Source organism: Ruegeria sp. AD5 (assembly GCF_056542345.1).
Map to the genome: position 1 here is coordinate 755,929 of NZ_JBQFZR010000002.1, position 19,620 is coordinate 775,548.

Sequence of the window (19,620 nt, forward strand, 5' to 3'; positions counted from 1 at the left end):
GTTTCAGAACTTCATGAACCGACGCATCTGACGCGACACCTGCCGCATCTGCTTTGCGCTTTGATTTTGGCGCTTGGTCGTATCGCGCATCTGGCGATCCGCCTCGGGGCCGCTCCCAGTATCAGACTGACCCGGTTTACGGCCCACCTTGCTGGCCATATCAATACCCTTGTCCACACCGTGGTTCACCAGGCGACGCATCACCCGGCGCACGATCATATCGATGATCCGATTGGCATTCATTGGCTCAACTCCGTTTCCTGCACCCTATGATAGGCGGGATCTGCTGCAATAAAAGGGCTGTCCGATCACTCTTCTTCGAACAGCTCGGTTTGATCTTCGTCCTCGTCATCACCCTGCCCTTCGCCCAGCGACACAGCACCAGGGGGTGGGCGATTCTCCAACAGTCCGGCTGCGCGCAACTCCTTCAGGCCCGGCAGGTCACGGGCGTTTTCCAGCCCGAAATGATCCAGAAACTCAGGCGTTACGACGAATGTCACCGGACGGCCTGGTGTCATGCGACGGCGGCCCAGTCGGATCCACTCCATCTCAAGCAGTTGATCAATGGTGCCGCGCGAAACGGACACGCCCCGGATTTCCTCGATCTCCGCACGCGTGCAGGGCTGGTGATAAGCCACGATCGCCAGCGTTTCGATGGCCGCCCGGCTGAGTTTGCGGGTCTCGACAGTTTCCTTCTGCATCAGGAAGCCAAGATCGGGGGCTGTGCGGATCGCCCAAGCCTCACCAACGCGCACCACACGCACCCCGCGCCCTTCGTACCGTTTCTGAAGCGATTCAACAGCTTGCGCGGCATTGCTGCCATGGGGCATCCGCGCTTCAAGATCACCAATCGTCACCGGCTCGGCGCTGGCAAACAGCACGGCCTCGACCATACGTTCCTGTTCCGCCAAGGGCGGCGCTTCGAACAGTGTGCCTGTCTCTTCGTTGGCGTCAGTCACGTGTCTCAGTCCTCTTACGCAGATGGATCGGCGCAAAGGTGTCGCTTTGCTTGATCTCCATATGTCCTTCTTTCACCAGCTCCAGCGAGGCTGCGAAGGTTGCAGCCGTGGCAGAGCGTCGCCGAACCGGATCAGCATCCCAGCCTTCGGGCAGGTAGGTCTCCATATCCGTCCACGCACCGGCAAAGCCAATCAGGGGCCGCATCCGCTCAAGCGCTTGTTCCATGGTGAAGACGGCGTCGCGGTCCATTACGAAGGGGCGGAACTCGTCGCGCGTGCGGATACGCGCATAGCCCTGCATCAGGTCCAGCAATGTGGCGGAATAGGTCACGGTGCGGATACGCGTAACATCCTCACCCTGCCCGCGTTTGAAAAAGTCGCGGCCCAATTGATCACGCGCCATCAACCGAGCGGCGGCATCACGCATGGCCTGCAAGCGTTCCAATTGGAACGCGAGGTGCGCGGCGAGTTCCTCGCCCGATGGGCCTTCGTCATCCGGGTCCGGAGGCAATAACAGGCGTGATTTGAGGAAGGCCAGCCAGGCCGCCATCACCAAATAATCCGCCGCCAGCTCAATCCGCAATTGCCGCGCTTTTTCGACAAAGGTCAGATACTGTTGCGCCAACGCCAGAACCGAGATTTTGCGCAAGTCCACTTTTTGCGTACGCGAAAGTGTCAAAAGCACATCGAGCGGACCCTCAAACCCGTCGACGTCCACAATCAAAGCCTCGGCGGCCAGCCGATCGGCAACCGAGACCGGGTCTTCGCTGAAAAGGTTATCCTGCATATACCTGCCCGCCCATTAGGGCAGATAGTTCCGCCTCGGCGGCTTGGATGTCAAGTTCCTGTGGCGGTTGTCTCCGGGCCAGCGCCCGATCTGCGCGGGCTTGTGCCGCATCCGACATCTCACCAGCGGCTTCGAGCACCTGCGCGCGTTCTTCAAAGGCCCCGTTGCAGTGCAAGGCCACATCGCATCCGGCGTCCAGTGCCTGTCGGGCCAAGTCGGCGGGCGCGCCCTTCAGGGCTTTCATCGTGATATCGTCGGTCATAATCAGACCGTCGAAACCGATGCGCTCCCTAATCATCGTCATCATTCCAGCAGAAATCGTTGCGGGCCGTGGATCGATCTGTTCATAAACCAAATGCGCCGTCATCCCCATCGGCAAGTCGTTCAGCGCGTGGAATGGTGCAAAATCTGCTGCTTCCAGTGCACTTAGAGAAAGATCCACATGCGGCAACTCGTGATGACTGTCGAGCGTCGACAGACCGTGGCCGGGCATGTGCTTTACTACCGGCAACACTCCGCCATCAAAGTGTCCGTTGGCAACGGCTCGGCCAATCGCGGAAACCTTTTCGGGATCGGACCCATAGCAGCGGTTCTTCAGGAACGCATGAGTACCCTCGCGGGCCAGATCGACCATCGGCGCACAATTGCTGTCGATGCCCAATCCCAGCAGTTCATGCGCGATCAGACGATAGCGCAGATACATCGCGCGCTCGGCCTGATCTCCGGCACGCGCGACATGATCCAAAGGGGGCAACCATTCACGGGCTAAAGGTGCGCGCAGACGTTGTACGCGGCCACCTTCCTGATCGACTGTGATTAGGCAATTTCGGCCAACCGCCTCGCGGAAGTCCTCGCACAAGGCGCGGGTCTGGTCAGCGGATTCGATGTTGCGGGCAAACAGAATGAACCCGAACGGGTTTATCTCTTTGAACAAAGCTTTTTCATCCGGCGTCAGGCGCAGCCCTTCGGCATCGGTGATAACCGCGCCAAATCTCACCGGACGGCGACCGGGATACAGTCTGCACCCTGCGCGACTAGGGCCGCGCAAAACTGGCGCGAGTCGCTCAGATCATCAAACCCCATGACACGCAGACGATAGAAGGTTCGTCCTCCGCTTGAGGTCTTCTGGATAACACGCTGTTTTCCATCCATATATTCTCCAAATCGGCCATTCAAACGTGCCCATTCGGCCTGCGCCACATCTGCACTTTCGTATGCCCCAAGCTGAGCCAATCGCGTGCCTTTGGTCAATGTATCGGGATCAACATCCAGACCAACAGCAGCCTTTACTGCAGCATTGATCGCAGCTTCCGTAGCGCTGTTGGACGAAATAGAACTTGGCGTAGCGCGGGCTGGACGCACATGCGGACGCAGCGACCGGCGCACACCAGGCAGTGCAGCAATCTTAGGGTCGGGCTGTTGCGCTGCGTAATCAGCCGGATCAATCGCGGGCTCTTCTTCGGGCGTGACCAGGGAAGCCAATTGCACGCCCTGCTCAGGCGTCTGTTCGAGCTGAGGTTCGGCGGCGAGCCCTTCGGCCAGAGCGTTCACGATCGCCTGATCAGTGGCGGGTTCCTCAATCACTTGCACTGCATTTGTGGCCTCAAGCGCGGTCATGGGCGTGTCTTCATCAGTCAGAGACACGGGGCGCGGTGCAAGGATCAGACGATCTGCCGGCGGTGCAGCAGTCCCGACAGCGGCAACTGCATTCACCGCTAGGCCCTGATGATCAGCAGGCGTCCCGCCGGGATTTTCGGGCTGAACGCGCATGGGTCCTTCGGCGGCACGCACGACCGGTACCCCGCTGACGTCGCGCATGATCAGTTGGTAGCCCCAAACGCCGACTCCGGCGACCAGCGCCAAAGACGCAACCGCCCCAAGCACGTTGACAATGCGGCCCAGCCCAGCGCCTGCGCGCGGGGCGTCATCATAGCTATAGCTTTCATCAGGATAATCATACGCATCTTCAGGATGCGATTGATTCGAGTAATGCATCTGCTCGGGGCTATGCTGCCCCGAGTAATCGTAACGTGCCATTTCCGCCTCACCGCCCGATTGCGCCGTAAAAAGTGGCGCGCGGGTCATTTCTTGTCTGCCTCAGACCGGCGGTTCGGGCGATATTTGTTATCGCATCTCCTGCGCCGGGGTAACGCCAAGAATACCCAAGCCCGCTGAAATCACAACAGAAACAGCCCGGGCCAGTGCGATTTTCGATTGGCTTGTGGCAACATCGCCATCCTGAATGAAACGCAACTGGGTTTCGTCATTGCCCTTGTTCCACAGCGCGTGGAAATCTCCTGCCAATTCATAGAGATAGAAGGCAACCCGGTGCGGTTCATTTGTGCGAGCGGCGATTTCAACCAGACGTGGCCATTCTGCCAGCTTCTTGGCAACGGTCAGCTCAGAGGCGTGGTCGATCTTGCCCAGATCTGCCCCTGATAGCGTAGCATCATCGGCAGAAATCCCGGCCTCAGCGGCGCGGCGCAGCACACTCATGACGCGGGCATGGGCGTATTGGACGTAGAACACCGGGTTTTCGCGGCTTTGTTCCAACACCTTGTCGAAATCGAAATCCAGCGGTGCGTCGTTCTTGCGGGTCAGCATCACGAAACGGGTTACATCAGGCCCGACCTGATCGACTACATCGCGCAACGTGACAAAGTTCCCTGCCCGCTTGGACATCTTGAATGGCTCGCCATTCTTCCACAACTTCACCAATTGGGTCAGCTTGATATCCAGCGGCACCTTACCATCGGAAAGAGCCGAAACGGCCGCCTTCATCCGTTTGACATAGCCGCCATGGTCCGCACCGAATACGTCGATTAGCGCGTCAAACCCACGGCTCACCTTGTCATAATGATAAGCGATATCCGGGGCGAAATAGGTCCAGCTGCCGTCCGACTTCTTGACCGGGCGGTCGACGTCATCCCCGTGTTCAGTAGATTTGAACAAGGTTTGCTCGCGCGGCTCCCAATCCTCGGGCTTCTTACCCTTGGGCGGCTCAAGCACGCCTTCGTAGATCAGGCCCTTGTCGGTCAAAGACTGAAGCGCCGCCTCGATCCGACCCGTGCCGTAGAGCGACTTCTCTGAGAAGAACACGTCCATCTCAACGCCCAGCGCCTTCAGGTCGGCGCGGATCAGGTCCATCATCGCGTCGGTGGCAAAGTTGCGCAGCTCTTCCAGCCATTCGCTTTCCGGCTTGTCGATCAGGCTGTCGCCGTATTTCTCTTTCAGCGCTTCACCGATCGGGATCAGGTAATCGCCGGGATAGAGACCTTCTGCAATCTCGGGGCTCAGCCCATTAGCCTCGCGATACCGTTCATATGCCGACCGCGCCAGCACATCCACCTGCGCGCCGCCATCGTTGATGTAGTATTCGCGGGTCACATCATGGCCCGAATAGGCCAGCAAGCTTGCCAGCGCATCACCGAACACAGCCCCCCGCGTGTGGCCCACATGCAGCGGGCCGGTCGGGTTGGCCGAGACATATTCTACGTTCACCTTTTGACCATGCCCCATGGTCGAACGGCCATAATCGGTGCCCTTTTCCAGCACCGCAGCCAGCACGCCCTGCCAAACCGAAGACGCTAGCCGCAGGTTTAGAAAGCCCGGGCCCGCCACCTCGGCGCTGGTGATCCGGTCGTCTGCAGATAGCTTGCCTGCCAGCACATCCGCAATGTCCCGCGGCTTCATCTTCGCCGGTTTCGCCAGTACCATCGCCGCATTGGTCGCCATATCGCCATGCGCCGCATCGCGCGGAGGCTCAACCGCCACGTTGTCAAAGCTCAGCCCCTCAGGCAGCGCGCCTTCGGACTGCATCTGCGCCAGCGCGTCCAGTACCAGGCCGCGGATCTCGGAAAACAGGTTCATTTCGGATGTCCTTTTGCTTGCCGCGGGGTTTACCACGCAAAGCGCCAAGGTCAATGGACGCCTAAATTTTGCGCTTGGATTAACCGCTATCAGGGCTAAGGTCGGGGAAAACCGTGACCGGAGCCCCTGAATGCGCCTTACCCTGCCCTTCGCCCTGTTGCTGACCACCGCCTTGCCCACATGGGCCGAGATGCCCTCACCTCAAGGCCACGTACTGCTGACGCTCGGTGGCGCCATCACCGAAACCAATCTGCCCGCGCGCGCTGAGAACGACGGTGGGCTGTTGGGTTTTCTCGAAGTCACACATGACGGTGCAGCAGGCTTTGACGCTGCCATGCTGGACGGGTTGGATCAGATCGAGATCACCATCCCCTACGGCCCGCCAGAGAACCAGCGCGAGTATACCTTCGCTGGCCCACTGTTGTCCGACGTGATGACGATGGCAGGTGCCAGGGGCAAATCTGCTCTGCCCATGGCTATGGATGGCTATCAGGCTGAAATCCCATGGGAAAGCATCGAGGCCCACCAACCCATCGTAGCCACCCACGCGGATGGCGTGCCGATGGGCATTGGTAGTTACGGCCCCACGATGATCGTTTTCCCGCCCACGGATGATGCTGAACTGGCTCAAACACAAGCCAGCCAACAGGTCTGGGCCATCGCCTATATTGCGATCGAGTGATCTCCGGTAAGCCGGGCATGGTCTTGCAGCGCAAACCTGTCGGTCATGCCCGCGATATAATCCGAGACGATGCGGGCCAGCGCGGTCTCATCCTTTGCCGTCTCGATATCGACATGCCAGTGCCTGGGCATCTGTTTCGGGTCGGACAGGTAAATCGGAAACAGTTCCTCAACCACCTTGCTGACACTGGCGCGCACTTCCATCACGCTCGGTGCGCGATACATGCGCGAAAACAGGAAGGCGCGGATCTGTTTGAGCTTCGCCCAAAGATCATCCGAGAATTGAATGACCGGATAACCCAGATGGCGGATATCCTCGACCGACTGCGCCCCCGAGGCCGCTATCAACGCGCGTGAGGTGTCGATAACATCCGAAACCATGACGCCAAATACCCGTCTGAGCGCCTCGTGCCGACGGCGATAAGGGTCAAGACCCGGATACTTGGCATCCACTTCGGCGAAACAGGCATCAATTATGGGAAGCTGCTGAATGTCTTCATCTCTGAACAATCCCGCCCGCAATCCGTCAAATAGATCGTGGTTGTTGTAGGCAATGTCGTCCGACAACGCCGCGACCTGCGCCTCAGCGCTCGCATGAGTATGGAGTTCGAGGTCAAAGCCCTGGTTGCATTCGGCCAATGCCCAAGGCAATGCACCAGTGACCGGCCCGTTGTGCTTGGCTATCCCTTCCAGACATTCCCAGGTCAGGTTGCACCCATCGAACTCGGCGTAGTGACGCTCGAGTTTGGTTACGATCCGAATGGCCTGAGCGTTGTGGTCAAAGCCACCATATGGCTCCATCAACGCATGCAGAGCATCCTCGCCCGTGTGGCCAAACGGCGTATGACCGAGGTCGTGCGCCAACGCGACCGCTTCGGTCAATTCGCCGTTCAAGCCTAAGGCCCCGGCAATCGTCCTGGCCACCTGAGCCACTTCTATGGAATGCGTCAGGCGGGTTCGATAACTGTCGCCCTCATGCTCGACAAACACCTGAGTTTTGTGTTTGAGGCGCCTAAACGCGCTGGCATGAATAATCCTGTCACGGTCGCGCTGAAAGCATGACCGAAAACTGCTTTCCTCCTCAGGTACAAGCCGCCCCCTTGCGCGGCCTGGGTCCGAGGCAAAACCCGCTCTGTCCAAAGGTCTTGTCCTTGTCGCCTGTCGTCAGGTTCCATATATTGTACGATGCTAAGGAAATAAACCTTTGGAGACCGGCATGAATCTGCCCCCAACAGTCACAGAACGCGCCTTTGAACGCCTGGCCGAAATCGGTGCCGCAGATCAGGGCCAGGCCCTGCGTGTCGCTGTGGAGGGAGGCGGATGTTCCGGTTTTCAATACGAGATCGCCCTGGATGAGCCGAAAGAGGACGATTTGGTGCTAGAGGGCAAAGGCCAAAAGGTCATCGTCGACTCGATCTCTCTGCCGTTTCTAGAGAACGCGGTAATTGATTTCACACAGGAACTCATCGGCGCGCGCTTCGTGATTGAGAACCCCAACGCCACGTCTTCCTGCGGCTGCGGCACATCGTTCTCGATGTAGCGTCAGTGGGGGCTTTGCCCCCACACCCCCAAGGTATTTTTAGCCAGATGAAGAGGGATCCACTCTCTGAAAGTCAAAGTCAGAGAGCTTCACCTGGCGCGGTCATCGGCGCCTCCGCCTGTACCGCATACTCAGTTTTGACGAATATGGTTAAGAATCCGTTTCTTCATCTGGCCCAAAATACCTCGGAGCGCGAGGCAGAGCCTCGCTTACTTGTTCGGCAACTTGCCGTTGCGTGTATTCTGCGCGATAGGTTGCCAATGGCACCGGAGGATCACGCATGAAAATCGCCACATTCAACATCAACGGTATCAAGGCAAGGGCCGAGGCGTTACCTCGCTGGTTGGATGAGGCGCAGCCCGATGTCGTGTTGCTTCAGGAAATCAAATCAATCGATGAGAATTTCCCCCGCGAGATTTTCGAGGAGCGCGGATATAACGTTGAAACCCATGGGCAAAAGAGCTTCAACGGCGTTGCAATCCTTTCGAAATTGCCGCTTGAGGGTGTCTCCCGTGGGTTGCCCGGTGATGAAAGTGATGAGCAGGCGCGCTGGATCGAAGCTACTGTCATAGGAAAGAGAGCACTGCGCATCTGCGGATTGTATCTGCCAAATGGCAATCCGGTGCCGGGGCTGAAATATGACTACAAGCTTGAGTGGATGGAGCGCCTCTATGATCGTGCCCGCGATTTGATGGCATCAGAGGAACCCGCGTTGATGGCAGGGGATTACAATATTATCCCGCAGGCCGAAGATGCCAAGCGCCCCGACGCCTGGCGCGAGGATGCGCTTTTTCGACCCGAAAGTCGCGCTGCATTCCGCAAGGTATTGAATCTGGGCTTCACTGAAGCCTTTCGCGCGCGAACGCAAGGCCCCGGTCATTACTCATTCTGGGATTATCAAGCCGGCGCGTGGAACAGAAACGACGGGATTCGCATCGATCACTTTCTTCTGACGCCGCAAGCTGCAGATTTGATGCGTGATTGCAGGATCGATGCCGAAGTGAGGGGGCACGAAAAACCTTCGGACCATGTGCCGGTCTGGGTTGATCTCGACCTGTGAACGCTTACGCGGTCGCGTCGTAGCTATAGATCCACTCGTAGCGCCGTGCCAAGCGTGGACCAACCGCCATTAAGGCGGCCTGTGCGGCCAGCCTCATTGGCCCACGAAGGTGGAAATTACGCGCATTTGCGCCTGCGGCGCCAACCACTTGCCTGGCACGCGGTCGTCGAGTGGCTTCATAGGTAGCCAATGCGCGGGCGACGCCTGAGTTGTCCTGGAACGCGCGTGTCAGGACCCAGGCATCTTCCAGTGCCAGGCAAGCTCCTTGGGCCATAAAAGGCAACGTCGGGTGCGCCGCATCTCCAAGTAAGGCCAATCGCCCATTCTGCCAGATTTGCGCCACGGGGCGCAGAAACAGCGCCCAAAGGTGAACCTCGTCAATCTTTGACAATATGTCACCAACCGGTCCGCCAAATTCGGCGAACCGGGTTCGCAGGTCGTCGGGATCACCCTGACGTCGCCAGCCTTCCTCTTTCCAGTCGGAACGCTCTTCTATGGCCACGATGTTCACGAGGCGTTGATCGCGCAGCGGGTAGGTTACCACGTGCCGGCCTGGCCCCATCGTCAAGGACGCGCATGGCAGTTCTTCTCGCTGGGTCCAGGGAATCGTTGCTCGCCAGGCAACCTGATGGGTGAAAACCGGGACCTCGGGGCCATTCAAGATCGGGCGGATAGCGCTGCGCCCACCGTCTGCGGCGATCGCGCATTCCGCACGCAGCCTTTCGCCGCTTTCCAGAACGATCTCGGCTTCGCTTGGGTGTTTATGAACCGTGGCGACAGGTGCATCCAGCCGTATATCCACCCCAGAGCGCAAGGCGGCTTTGTGTAACAGGTCCAGCAGATCTGCCCGGTGATAATAGTAAGTCGACCCAGCGGCAGGGACCGGGACCCGACTGATCACGCGCCCATTACGGTAATCGCGCAGAACGGTCCCACCCGAGATTTGTCCAGCTTCCGGGACCTTACCAGCAACGCCTAGCGCACGCAGTACCGCCATCCCGTTCGCACTGATTTGCAATCCAGCGCCAACTTCGGTCAGTTCTGGGGCCTGCTCCAGAACCGTCACCTGAGCACCCTGACTTCGCAGTGCGAGTGCCGCCGCCATGCCCCCAATGCCGCCGCCAATGACGCAGAAATTCAGACCATTGATATTCATGGACCTGCCATAACGCAAAAACGCCGAGGCGACAGGCCCCGGCGCAGTTGTTTTGTTGCAATTTCCCAGCGATCAATCGTCGCGGTGGACCTTTTCGCGGCGCTCGTGACGCTCTTGCGCCTCAAGCGTCATAGTCGCGATAGGACGCGCATCTAGGCGCTTGAGCGAGATCGGATCACCGGTCTTCTCGCAATATCCATACTCCCCTTCTTCGATCCGGCGCAGGGCCGAGTCGATTTTTGCCACCAGCTTACGCTGACGATCCCGGGTGCGCAGTTCCAGCGCACGGTCGGTCTCTTCGCTTGCGCGGTCAGCGACATCGGGAATGTTTCGGGTGTTGTCCTGCAGACCTTCGATCGTATCACGGCTGCCTGCGAGTAGTTCTGTCTTCCAATCCATCAGCTTGCGGCGAAAATACTCAAGCTGGCGATCATTCATGAAAGGTTCATCTTCAGCCGGACGGTAATCTTCCGGCAGAAAAACTTCCTGCTTCATATTTGCTCCCTCGGTATGGCCTGAAACGTCGGTTGCGATTGTATTACCTGACATTCGGCACCCCCTTCTGCGGAGCGTTTATCCGACGGGGCAGAGATTGTCACTACACAAACGTATGCCTCGCCGCCGCGTCACTCCGACTGCTCTAATATTGAGACTTGTAACAACAAAACCTTGTTTTTCTGTGGTTCTCGCAAGGCGTTTTTCAGGCAGCTTCAACCCCTGCGATACCCCGCCCCGAACGAATCGCCCAAAACAGATTGGACTTACAGCCCATCCCATCCTCTCGCGACGCTGCGGCCCGGCTTGTAAATAACCTTGCCTCTCTGTAACCCGAGCAGAGCAAACCCAGCCCGCATTCCGCGGAAACCACATGAGGGGTCCCATGACCGCACGTTTTCAAGGCACCGCAGAATATGTTGCCACCGACGATCTGAACATTGCCGTGAACGCTGCCGTCACGCTGGAACGCCCGCTGCTTGTCAAGGGCGAACCCGGTACCGGCAAAACCGAGCTGGCGAAACAGGTCGCAGGCGCGCTGGGGCTGACGATGATTGAGTGGAACGTGAAATCCACAACGCGCGCGCAGCAGGGACTGTATGAATACGATGCGGTCAGCCGTTTGCGCGATAGCCAGCTTGGCGAAGAGCGCGTGCATGATGTTTCGAACTACATTCGCAAGGGCAAGCTGTGGCAGGCGTTTGACGCGGATGAAAAGGTCGTGTTGCTGATCGACGAGATCGACAAGGCTGATATCGAGTTTCCGAACGACCTGCTGCAAGAACTCGATAAGATGGAGTTCCACGTCTACGAGACTGGCGAGACGATCCGTGCCAAGAACCGCCCTATCGTCATAATCACGTCGAACAACGAAAAGGAACTACCTGACGCATTCCTGCGCCGCTGCTTCTTTCACTACATCCGCTTTCCAGACGAAGCCACGATGCGCCGTATCGTCGAAGTCCATCACCCCGGCATCAAAGATGCGCTGCTGACCACCGCGCTGACCCAGTTCTACGAAATCCGCGAAACGCAGGGTTTGAAGAAAAAGCCCTCGACCTCGGAAGTGCTGGACTGGCTGAAACTGCTCTTGGCTGAGGACTTGAGCGCTGAGGACCTTAAACGCGACGGTGTGAATGCACTGCCCAAGCTACATGGTGCGCTTCTAAAAAATGAGCAGGACGTACACCTGTTTGAAAGGCTGGCCTTTATGGCGCGTAGCAAGCGGTGATCACAGCTTGTCATCGGTACGGTCGAGTGTCAGCATTACATCAACGAAAGACCCCGCGCCAATCGGGCCTCCAGAGCAGGAAATAATAAAATGTCTAACGCCCTCACAATTCGCCCCTTGCGACCAGAAGACCGGGATCAATGGGCCGAAATGTGGCGTGACTACCTGGCATTTTATGAAACCGAAGTGCCGGATTCGACTTTCCAAAGCACCTTTGCGCGGCTCTTAGGTGATGATCCGAATGACTTTTCCTGTTTTGTCGCGGATTTGGATGGGCAACTGCTTGGACTGACCCACTACCTGTTTCATCGCCACGCCTGGAAGGAAGAAAGTGTCTGCTATCTGCAGGATCTCTATGCCCGCCCAGAAGCGCGAGGCACCGGAGTTGGGCGCGCCCTGATTGAGGCCGTCTATAAAGAAGCGGACAGGCAGAAAGCCCCCTCAGTCTATTGGCTGACGCAGGAAAACAACCATACCGCACGCAAACTCTATGACCGCATCGGCAAGTTGTCGCCGTTCCTGAAGTATCAGCGACCATGAGGCTTTTAGGCGCAACCCTACTTCTGGCGGCGCTGTCTGCCTGCACCACGGTCGACCGGATCGAGACGCCGACCCGTACTCAGGTGATCGAAGCTTCGCTGCCGCCGTCTAAATCCTTCGGCGCTGCTCGTCCAAGCCCGCCTGCCCGTTCGAACAAGAATATCGCTGCCGACTTCCTCTCACTGCATTTCGCGCTTGAAAGCGGCGCGGAACTGCCGGTCTTCACCCGGTTTGATGGACCGATCACGGTGCGTCTGACTGGGACACCGCCACCAACGATGCAGACCGACCTGAGCCGGCTACTGACACGGTTGCAACGTGAGGCGAAGATCGACATCCGGCAGATTCCAGAGGGTCAGGCGAACATCACGATCGAGGCTGTAAGCCAGAAACAGATCCGCCGCATCCTGCCGCAGGCAGCCTGTTTCGTCGTGCCCAACTCTTCAAGTCTGGAAGAATACCGCCGTGACAGGCGCAAAAGCAAAAGCAACTGGACCGAACTGCGAAAACGTGAACGGATCGGGATATTCATCCCCTACGATGCCAGCCCACAGGAAATTCGGGACTGCCTGCATGAAGAATTGGCTCAGGCCCTTGGACCTCTGAACGACCTCTATCGCCTAACCGATTCAGTATTCAACGACGACAATTTCCACACGGTTCTGACCGGATTCGACATGTTGATCCTGCGCGCAGCCTATGCGCCTGAGTTGCAAAATGGCATGACACGCGAACAGGTGGCAGCGGTTCTGCCCGGCGTACTCAGCCGGCTGAACCCCAGAGGGGATCGGGTTGCGCCACAACAGGTTACTGAGACACCTCGGGCGTGGATTAATGCAGTTCAACGCGCTTTGGGGGCTGGCGCTGGTACGGCCAAGCGCGTTAACGCTGCGAACGAGGCAGCGCGAATTGGTCAACAGCAAGGCTGGACCGACCACCGCCGCGCCTATCCGCATTATCTGCTGGGGCGCATGGGGCAATTCGACGACCCCGAGGCGGCGCAGCAGCAATATGAAATTGCCCTGAAATACCTGAACGCCACCCCGGGAACGGAAATTCAGCGCGCTCATATCACGGCACAAACCGCAGCATTTGCTTTGGCACAGGGTCAGGGCACCGAGGCCCTGCCCGAATTGAACAAAGCAATCAGTGTTATGACGAAGGCCGAGAACGCCGCCCTTCTGGCCACCCTGCTGCTGCTCAAATCCGAGGCGCTGCGGCAGTCCGGTCAACTAGATCAGGCACGTCGCGTTCGGCTGGACAGTATCGGATGGGCACGTTACGGCTTCGGCTCGGATTTGGTGGTGCGCTCGGTCACACAAGACATCGCGCAGTCAGCCGCCACAAGCACGGGTGGATAACGTCACATGATAGTGGTTCTGGGCATGGCTATTCTGGGCGCGATTCTGGGCGCGTTGACAGCACGCAAACGTAACGGAAGCGGTGCGGATATGGCTCAATACGCTGCAGGTTACGGCATTGCCTTTGCGTTGGTCGGGCTGGTGATTTCACTGGTCATTGTTCGTCTGGTATAGAACGATGTTCCTGCCCTTCTTCGAAAACCTCCGAAACGCGGGCATTCCCGTATCTCTGCGCGAGTACCTGACGTTTCTGGAAGGGATGAAAAAGGGCTTGGCGACATACGATGTCGAGGCGTTTTACTATCTCGCCCGCGTTTCGATGGTGAAAGACGAGCGCAACATCGACAAGTTCGATCGTGCCTTTGCCGCCAGTTTCGAAGGGTTGGGTGAAATCAGTTTCGATCAAGTACTCGAGGCGGTCGATATTCCTGCCGAGTGGCTTGCAAAGATGGCCGAAAAGCACCTGTCGGATGAAGAAAAAGCCGAGATCGAGGCGCTTGGTGGCTTTGAGAAGCTGATGGAGACGCTACGCGAGCGCCTCAAGGACCAACAGGGTCGCCATCAGGGCGGTAACAAGTGGATCGGCACCGCGGGCACCTCACCTTTCGGCGCCTATGGCTACAACCCCGAAGGCGTGCGCATCGGCCAGAAAGAAAGCCGCCATCAGCGTGCCGTAAAGGTCTGGGACAAGCGCGAATTCAAGAATTTAGATGACACTGTTGAACTGGGCACCCGGAACATCAAGGTCGCTCTGAAGCGCCTTCGCCGCTGGGCCCGCGAAGGCGCTGCCGAAGAGCTTGATCTGGACGGAACGATCAAGGCAACAGCTGAACACGGCTATCTGGATGTCAAAACCCGACCCGAACGACACAACGCCGTCAAAGTGCTTTTGTTTCTGGACGTGGGCGGATCGATGGACCCGCATATCAAGGTCGTGGAAGAACTGTTCTCAGCGGCCCGAACCGAATTCAAACATCTGGAATACTACTACTTCCACAATTGCCTCTATGAAGGCGTCTGGCGCGACAATCGCCGCCGCTGGGATCAGCAAACTCCGACGCACGAGGTCTTGCGCACATACGGGCCGGACTACAAATGCATCTTTGTCGGCGATGCCTCAATGAGTCCTTACGAGATCGCTTATCCCGGTGGTGCAAATGAGCATTGGAATCAGGAATCTGGCCAAGTCTGGCTGGGCCGTGCACGCGAACAGTGGACATCGAACCTGTGGATCAATCCAGTGCCAGAGAAGTATTGGGAATACACCCATTCGATCGGCATGATCCGTGAGATATTCGAAGATCGCATGGTACCCATGACGCTGGCGGGTTTAGAACAAGGTATGCGGGAACTGACGCGCTAGTCACCGTCGGAGTCCTGGTTGCTTCAGAAACTGGAAACAATAGGCCTAGTTTTCAGAGATATTCGCGTCAAAAGCGCCACCAAAGAAACAATCTCGGCAAAATTCCCTGCCTCTCTCGAATTCGTGATATACGACAAAGGGATTGAAGCTGGGGGGCTGAGATGACCATTTCAAAACTACCAAATATCCTGACATCTGTTTTGACCATTACAGCGTTCGCAATTGCATCGGGTGCGACCGCGACATTGGTACTTTCCCCTGACGCCGCTTATGCCAAGAATGATAATGGCAATGGAAAGGGCCGCGGCGGCGGCAAAGGTAATTCTGGAAAAAGCAACGACGGCAACAAAGGCAAGGGAAAGTCCGGAAAAGGCAACGACGGCAACAAAGGCGGCGAAAAGGGAAAATCCAGCAAAGCTAAGGGTTCCAAAAGCGCGGGTAAAGATGCCGGCAAGGCCAACTCCAAAACGCACCGCGTGGAAAAGGCTTTCGGGTTTAACAAGAAGCAAAAGGCAAAACACCAGCGGTCAGCCAAAACCTCTGCTAAAGCTAAGGGACGGAACGGCAAGGTACAAAAGACCACACTGGCGGGCTTTGGAAGAGAGTTTAAACGCGATGTCGAGCAACTATTTGGCAAGCGTTCGCCGGTAAAAACCAAGTCAAGCGCGAACCGCGTAACGAAAACGTATCGCAAGGCGTCGGTTGCTCCTATTGAGTATTCCCCGCGACCTGTTGCTCGCACAGATTATAAATCCAAGCACTATGACAATAAGAAGCCCAGCAAGCGTCGCTATCGCGACCCGCTTGTTGCAGCGATCACCGATCCCGATGGCTCGGACAAGCTGCGTAACCTGAATGCGTCTAAGGCAGCAGCCCCGGCGTTCCGCAATGCTTCACCCAACAGCAATGTCGGCAAGATCGCGACCTATCAGGCGGCGGCGGAAACCTATTACGACCTGCGCGGTGACCTCTATGAGACCCGTCGCGAACTGCGTGATCTGAACGAAAACTACGATGGCCGCAGCAGCGAAGACATCGCCGATGATATCGCCGCACTTGATCCTGCGGACCCGGACTATGATGACAAGCTGAGTGCGCTTGAGGATGAGCTGCGCGATGCTGAAACCTACGAGGAGGCGCGCGACGATCTGCGCGCGGATCTGAGGGACCTGAAATACGAAACCCGCGACGCGTTGCAAGATGCGGAGGCTGCCTTTTATGACGCTTCGAAAGGGCGGACATTGACCAAGGCGACGCTGGGCGAATTCCACGGCAATCTCGATCTGCCACAGCCAAACTACTGGTACAAGGACTGGGCAACGATCCAGCCGGTGCCTTACAATCCTGACGGCTACCGCTATTCGGACGATAAGAAGATCTATGATGAAACCGACTATCGACTGCGCTACGACAAGCCATATTCCGATCGCAAGAAGGACCGCTACCGCTATTACCGCGACCCGCTTGTTGCAGCAATCACCGATCCCGATGGCTCGGACAAGCTGCGTAACCTGAATGCGTCTAAGGCAGCAGCCCCGGCGTTCCGCAATGCTTCACCCAACAGTAATGTCGGCAAGATCGCGACCTATCAGGCGGCGGCGGAAACCTATTACGACCTGCGCGGTGACCTCTATGAGGCGCGCCGTGAATTGCGTGATCTGAACGAAGACTACGATGGCCGCAGCAGCGAAGACATCGCCGATGATATCGCCGCACTTGATCCTGCGGACCCGGACTATGATGACAAGCTGAGTGCGCTTGAGGATGAGCTGCGCGATGCTGAAACCTACGAGGAGGCGCGCGACGCTCTGCGCGCGGATGTGAGGGACCTGAGAGTTGATGCTCTGGTCGCAGAAAAGGAAGCTGAACGCGCATTTTTTGAGGCTTCGAAGGGCGAGATCTTAACCAAGCAGTCCCTTGCCGAGTTTCATTCGAACCTGCACCTGCCCTCGCCAGGCAGGTAAGGCTGGATTGAGCCAAATAACTGATCGGACGTGAAGGGCGAGTTACCGCTTGCCTCCTTGGGGTGGGCCGCCCATATCTAACTCATGCTTCGCTTAACACCCATCCTGCTGGCCATAGCCTATGCCGTTGTGATGTACCGGATATCCGTCTGGCGCACGCATCGTGAGTTGGATGCGAAGTCCACCGAACTGGCCGATCCTGCGCTAAAACGCATGACGGACCGGCTGGCTGCAGCCTTGGAGATTGATCGGGTCCCAGTCTACATCTACGAGATCGATCCGGTGAACGGGCTGGCAGCGCCGGATGGGCGTATTTTCATCACTCGCGGTTTTTATCGCAAATTTGGCAACGGCGAAGTATCAGCGGAAGAAATGGCAAGCGTAATCGCGCATGAATTGGGCCATGTCGCCCTTGGCCACGCCCGGCGGCGGATGATTGATTTCTCGGGTCAAAACGCCCTGCGTGCTGCGCTGATGATGCTATTGAACCGCTTCATCCCGTTCATTGGAGCCTGGATTGCAAATATGCTGACTCATTTGCTGGCCTCCCGCCTGTCGCGGAGTGATGAATATGAGGCGGATGAATATGCGGCTGCGCTTTTGACAAAAGCCGGGATCGGGATTGGTCCACAGAAGTCTTTGTTCCACAAGCTTGAGGATCTGACTCAGCAGCGTGCGGGCGTTGTGCCCGCTTGGTTGATGAGTCATCCAAAGACGGATGAGCGGATCGCAGCTCTGGAAGTACTTGAACAAAAGTGGGGCGTGGGAGTTTAGGATAGGAGCGAGGGGCCAGCCCCTCGCGCTCCCCGAGATATTTTTGGCCAGATGAATGGGATCCCGAATTAAGTACTCAGGGCTTTGCCAAGGCGCGGCAGGCGGGCTTTTTTCATTAAGCTGCGCAAGGTCCATTGAGCACCGGATAGCCGGTTGGCTTCAGCAAGGACCGCTTTGGAAACCTGCGTCATGCCTTCGGGGTCGGACAGCCAGAGTTCATGCAGCAGCCCGTCCGGATCGCGCCGCTCAAGCCCTTCGTCGGCCAACATATTCTTGGGAAAGTCCTTGGCATTGACGGTGACAATGACATCTGCCGAGCTTGTGACCGCCGTTGCGAGAACGTGGATGTCGGCGGCATCCGGCAACCATAGGCGCTGTTCAACACCGAGGTTGGCGGGTTGCTCGGCATTTGGCCAATGGGCCTGAACCAGCGCGATTTCGGCGCGCGCCTGCGCCTCTCCCTCGGGGCCGAGTTTGCGGGCGGCACGGGCCCATTCTTCGAGGATACGTGCAGACCAGACGGGCGTGAAATAGTTAAGCCTCGCAGCGCCCAACAGCATCTCTCGCATCACCGTGGGATAGATGACGCAGGTATCAAGAACCGCCTTCACAGACGGTAAAACACGGCTTTGAGGTAGCCGCTTTCTGCCAGTTGCGGCAGTTGTGGATGGTCCGGCCCGGCAAAGCCAGTTCGGATCAGTTGGGCCTGTCGTCCTGCCCGTCCGATCCCACGGGATGAGGCATCGCGGAAGCGGCCCAGATCAGCGGCATGAGAACAGGAGCAGAGGCCAAGATACCCGCCCGGTTTGACCAGCGGAGCCGCCAGACGTGCGGTACGCTCATAGGCGCGCAAACCTGCATCCAACGCCTGTTTCGAAGGTGCAAAAGCCGGGGGATCACAGATGACGACGTCGAACAACGCGCCCTCTTCGCCGAGTTTGGTCAGTATATCAAAGGCGTCGCCTTGTCGGGTCTGGAAACGGGCAGAAAATCCTGAGACTTCTGCGCCCTTCGCCGCCAGTTCGAGCGCCGCTGCCGAGCCGTCAACGGACAATGCCTGTGCTGCGCCGCCCGCCAGCATGGCCAGACCAAAGCCTCCAACGTGGCTGAATACGTCCAGCACCTGCGCCTCGGGGTGAACCAACTTGGCGGCAAACGCGTGGTTGGGGCGTTGGTCATAGAACAGGCCGGTTTTCTGCCCACCGGTCAGGTCAGCCATGTAGGTTGCGCCATTCATTGGCACTGGCAGAGGCTTATCGGGCGCGGTGCCGCGCAAGGTCAGATTGGTGTCGTCCAACCCCTCGAGCACACGCGTGCGCCCTGAGGCGTTCTTCAGCACGGTGTCGACCCCGGTCACCTTGACTAGCGCGTCGGTCAGAGATTCAAGAAGTGCCTCAGCCCAGGCTGCGTTGGGTTGGATCACGCAGGCGTCTCCGAACCTGTCGATAATCACCCCGGGAAACCCATCCGCCTCGGCATGGATCAGGCGATAGTAAGGCGCATCGAACAGTCGCTCGCGCATCTCAAGCGCGCGGTGCAGACGGGTTTCAAACCAGTCCGCATCCAACTGCGCGCCGATATCGCAATCCAATACCCGGCACATGATCTTCGAGACCGGATTCACTGCGACCAGAGCGATTGGCGCGCGCTTCTCGTCTTCCAGCACAGCCAAGGACCCCGGCCCGATCTTGCGAGTCCGGCGGTCGGTGACGATGTCGTTGGCGTAGACCCAGGGAAACCCGTGGCGCAGGCCACGCGCATTGGCCTTGGGTTTCAAACGGATACGGGGGCGGTCAGCTACGGTTGTCATGGCGCCCTCATAATCGTGAATGCACGGGG

General features: G+C 57.8%; 21 protein-coding genes. 10 read left to right on the plus strand and 11 right to left on the minus strand.

The window, feature by feature from the left end:
* Positions 1–3: 3 nt before the first annotated feature.
* The 6 genes from ACR0JG_RS12340 to argS form a co-directional block, all read right to left on the minus strand.
* Complete coding sequence (locus ACR0JG_RS12340) at positions 4–243, minus strand: hypothetical protein (RefSeq protein ID WP_480570079.1); 240 nt, start codon at positions 241–243, stop codon at positions 4–6.
* 65 nt (positions 244–308) lie between these two features.
* Positions 309–959, minus strand: a complete 651-nt coding sequence (gene scpB / locus ACR0JG_RS12345) for an SMC-Scp complex subunit ScpB (RefSeq protein ID WP_170567026.1) — start codon at positions 957–959, stop codon at positions 309–311.
* Complete coding sequence (locus ACR0JG_RS12350; protein ID WP_170626808.1) at positions 952–1,746, minus strand: segregation and condensation protein A; 795 nt, start codon at positions 1,744–1,746, stop codon at positions 952–954. The genes scpB and ACR0JG_RS12350 overlap by 8 nt, the downstream gene beginning before the upstream one ends.
* Entirely contained in the window at positions 1,736–2,743 is a 1,008-nt protein-coding gene (nagZ, locus tag ACR0JG_RS12355; protein ID WP_480570082.1) for a beta-N-acetylhexosaminidase, read from the minus strand. The genes ACR0JG_RS12350 and nagZ overlap by 11 nt, the downstream gene beginning before the upstream one ends.
* Positions 2,740–3,831, minus strand: coding sequence for an SPOR domain-containing protein (locus ACR0JG_RS12360; RefSeq protein ID WP_255612079.1), 1,092 nt, complete (start codon positions 3,829–3,831; stop codon positions 2,740–2,742). The genes nagZ and ACR0JG_RS12360 overlap by 4 nt, the downstream gene beginning before the upstream one ends.
* 39 nt (positions 3,832–3,870) lie before the next feature.
* Positions 3,871–5,616 carry an arginine--tRNA ligase gene (gene argS, locus ACR0JG_RS12365; protein ID WP_480570085.1) on the minus strand — a complete coding sequence of 582 codons (1,746 nt, stop codon included), beginning with the start codon at positions 5,614–5,616 and terminating at the stop codon, positions 3,871–3,873.
* Positions 5,617–5,746: 130 nt separating this feature from the next.
* Here argS and ACR0JG_RS12370 point away from each other — a divergent pair, with 130 nt between their 5' ends.
* A complete protein-coding gene (locus ACR0JG_RS12370; RefSeq protein WP_480570089.1) occupies positions 5,747–6,298 on the plus strand; it encodes a putative pterin-binding protein in 552 nt (183 codons plus the stop codon).
* Here ACR0JG_RS12370 and ACR0JG_RS12375 read toward each other — a convergent pair.
* The gene (locus tag ACR0JG_RS12375) at positions 6,280–7,437 is read right to left on the minus strand and encodes a deoxyguanosinetriphosphate triphosphohydrolase (protein WP_480570093.1); all 1,158 of its coding nucleotides are present in this window, start codon (positions 7,435–7,437) and stop codon (positions 6,280–6,282) included. The two genes, ACR0JG_RS12370 and ACR0JG_RS12375, sit on opposite strands and share 19 nt — an antisense overlap.
* A 76-nt stretch (positions 7,438–7,513) precedes the next feature.
* On the opposite strand from ACR0JG_RS12375, the gene ACR0JG_RS12380 reads away from it, so the two are divergent.
* A complete protein-coding gene (locus ACR0JG_RS12380; protein WP_170406378.1) occupies positions 7,514–7,837 on the plus strand; it encodes a HesB/IscA family protein in 324 nt (107 codons plus the stop codon).
* A gap of 280 nt (positions 7,838–8,117) precedes the next feature.
* On the plus strand, positions 8,118–8,897 hold the full coding sequence (xth, locus tag ACR0JG_RS12385) for an exodeoxyribonuclease III (RefSeq protein WP_170817869.1): 780 nt from the start codon (positions 8,118–8,120) through the stop codon (positions 8,895–8,897).
* Positions 8,898–8,901: 4 nt separating this feature from the next.
* On the opposite strand, the gene ACR0JG_RS12390 is transcribed toward xth, so the two are convergent.
* Both ACR0JG_RS12390 and dksA read right to left on the minus strand, forming a co-directional pair.
* Positions 8,902–10,053, minus strand: a complete 1,152-nt coding sequence (locus ACR0JG_RS12390) for an FAD-dependent monooxygenase (RefSeq protein ID WP_170595322.1) — start codon at positions 10,051–10,053, stop codon at positions 8,902–8,904.
* A 72-nt stretch (positions 10,054–10,125) separates the two neighbouring features.
* The gene (gene dksA, locus ACR0JG_RS12395) at positions 10,126–10,548 is read right to left on the minus strand and encodes an RNA polymerase-binding protein DksA (protein ID WP_074736317.1); all 423 of its coding nucleotides are present in this window, start codon (positions 10,546–10,548) and stop codon (positions 10,126–10,128) included.
* A gap of 385 nt (positions 10,549–10,933) precedes the next feature.
* On the opposite strand from dksA, the gene ACR0JG_RS12400 reads away from it, so the two are divergent.
* The 7 genes from ACR0JG_RS12400 (at position 10,934) to ACR0JG_RS12430 (ending at position 17,781) form a co-directional block, all read left to right on the plus strand.
* Entirely contained in the window at positions 10,934–11,779 is an 846-nt protein-coding gene (locus ACR0JG_RS12400) for an AAA family ATPase (RefSeq protein WP_170396653.1), read from the plus strand.
* A gap of 90 nt (positions 11,780–11,869) precedes the next feature.
* Positions 11,870–12,319, plus strand: coding sequence for an N-acetyltransferase family protein (locus ACR0JG_RS12405; RefSeq protein ID WP_480570096.1), 450 nt, complete (start codon positions 11,870–11,872; stop codon positions 12,317–12,319).
* Positions 12,316–13,680, plus strand: coding sequence for a DUF2927 domain-containing protein (locus ACR0JG_RS12410; RefSeq protein ID WP_480570099.1), 1,365 nt, complete (start codon positions 12,316–12,318; stop codon positions 13,678–13,680). Before ACR0JG_RS12405 ends, ACR0JG_RS12410 begins: the two co-directional genes overlap by 4 nt.
* Positions 13,681–13,686: 6 nt before the next feature.
* Positions 13,687–13,854, plus strand: coding sequence for a hypothetical protein (locus ACR0JG_RS12415; RefSeq protein WP_170396648.1), 168 nt, complete (start codon positions 13,687–13,689; stop codon positions 13,852–13,854).
* Positions 13,855–13,858: 4 nt separating this feature from the next.
* On the plus strand, positions 13,859–15,043 hold the full coding sequence (locus ACR0JG_RS12420; RefSeq protein WP_170595317.1) for a vWA domain-containing protein: 1,185 nt from the start codon (positions 13,859–13,861) through the stop codon (positions 15,041–15,043).
* Between the two features lie 161 nt (positions 15,044–15,204).
* A complete protein-coding gene (locus ACR0JG_RS12425; protein WP_480570103.1) occupies positions 15,205–17,007 on the plus strand; it encodes a hypothetical protein in 1,803 nt (600 codons plus the stop codon).
* An 84-nt stretch (positions 17,008–17,091) separates the two neighbouring features.
* The gene (locus ACR0JG_RS12430) at positions 17,092–17,781 is read left to right on the plus strand and encodes a M48 family metallopeptidase (RefSeq protein ID WP_170396642.1); all 690 of its coding nucleotides are present in this window, start codon (positions 17,092–17,094) and stop codon (positions 17,779–17,781) included.
* 68 nt (positions 17,782–17,849) lie between these two features.
* On the opposite strand, the gene ACR0JG_RS12435 is transcribed toward ACR0JG_RS12430, so the two are convergent.
* The gene (locus tag ACR0JG_RS12435; protein ID WP_480570106.1) at positions 17,850–18,392 is read right to left on the minus strand and encodes an RSP_2648 family PIN domain-containing protein; all 543 of its coding nucleotides are present in this window, start codon (positions 18,390–18,392) and stop codon (positions 17,850–17,852) included.
* Positions 18,389–19,591: an RSP_2647 family RNA methyltransferase gene (locus ACR0JG_RS12440; RefSeq protein WP_480570108.1), complete on the minus strand. Its 1,203-nt coding sequence runs from the start codon at positions 19,589–19,591 to the stop codon at positions 18,389–18,391. The genes ACR0JG_RS12435 and ACR0JG_RS12440 overlap by 4 nt, the downstream gene beginning before the upstream one ends.
* Positions 19,592–19,620: the final 29 nt, after the last annotated feature.

Coding starts and splice junctions, on each gene's coding strand:
- ACR0JG_RS12340 (WP_480570079.1), bottom strand. CDS start 243: ATGAATGCCAATCGGATCATCGATATGATCGTGCGCCGGGTGATGCGT.
- ACR0JG_RS12350 (WP_170626808.1), bottom strand. CDS start 1,746: ATGCAGGATAACCTTTTCAGCGAAGACCCGGTCTCGGTTGCCGATCGG.
- ACR0JG_RS12360 (WP_255612079.1), bottom strand. CDS start 3,831: ATGACCCGCGCGCCACTTTTTACGGCGCAATCGGGCGGTGAGGCGGAA.
- argS (WP_480570085.1), bottom strand. CDS start 5,616: ATGAACCTGTTTTCCGAGATCCGCGGCCTGGTACTGGACGCGCTGGCG.
- ACR0JG_RS12370 (WP_480570089.1), top strand. CDS start 5,747: ATGCGCCTTACCCTGCCCTTCGCCCTGTTGCTGACCACCGCCTTGCCC.
- ACR0JG_RS12380 (WP_170406378.1), top strand. CDS start 7,514: ATGAATCTGCCCCCAACAGTCACAGAACGCGCCTTTGAACGCCTGGCC.
- xth (WP_170817869.1), top strand. CDS start 8,118: ATGAAAATCGCCACATTCAACATCAACGGTATCAAGGCAAGGGCCGAG.
- ACR0JG_RS12390 (WP_170595322.1), bottom strand. CDS start 10,053: ATGAATATCAATGGTCTGAATTTCTGCGTCATTGGCGGCGGCATTGGG.
- dksA (WP_074736317.1), bottom strand. CDS start 10,548: ATGAAGCAGGAAGTTTTTCTGCCGGAAGATTACCGTCCGGCTGAAGAT.
- ACR0JG_RS12400 (WP_170396653.1), top strand. CDS start 10,934: ATGACCGCACGTTTTCAAGGCACCGCAGAATATGTTGCCACCGACGAT.
- ACR0JG_RS12405 (WP_480570096.1), top strand. CDS start 11,870: ATGTCTAACGCCCTCACAATTCGCCCCTTGCGACCAGAAGACCGGGAT.
- ACR0JG_RS12410 (WP_480570099.1), top strand. CDS start 12,316: ATGAGGCTTTTAGGCGCAACCCTACTTCTGGCGGCGCTGTCTGCCTGC.
- ACR0JG_RS12415 (WP_170396648.1), top strand. CDS start 13,687: ATGATAGTGGTTCTGGGCATGGCTATTCTGGGCGCGATTCTGGGCGCG.
- ACR0JG_RS12420 (WP_170595317.1), top strand. CDS start 13,859: ATGTTCCTGCCCTTCTTCGAAAACCTCCGAAACGCGGGCATTCCCGTA.
- ACR0JG_RS12425 (WP_480570103.1), top strand. CDS start 15,205: ATGACCATTTCAAAACTACCAAATATCCTGACATCTGTTTTGACCATT.
- ACR0JG_RS12430 (WP_170396642.1), top strand. CDS start 17,092: ATGCTTCGCTTAACACCCATCCTGCTGGCCATAGCCTATGCCGTTGTG.
- ACR0JG_RS12440 (WP_480570108.1), bottom strand. CDS start 19,591: ATGACAACCGTAGCTGACCGCCCCCGTATCCGTTTGAAACCCAAGGCC.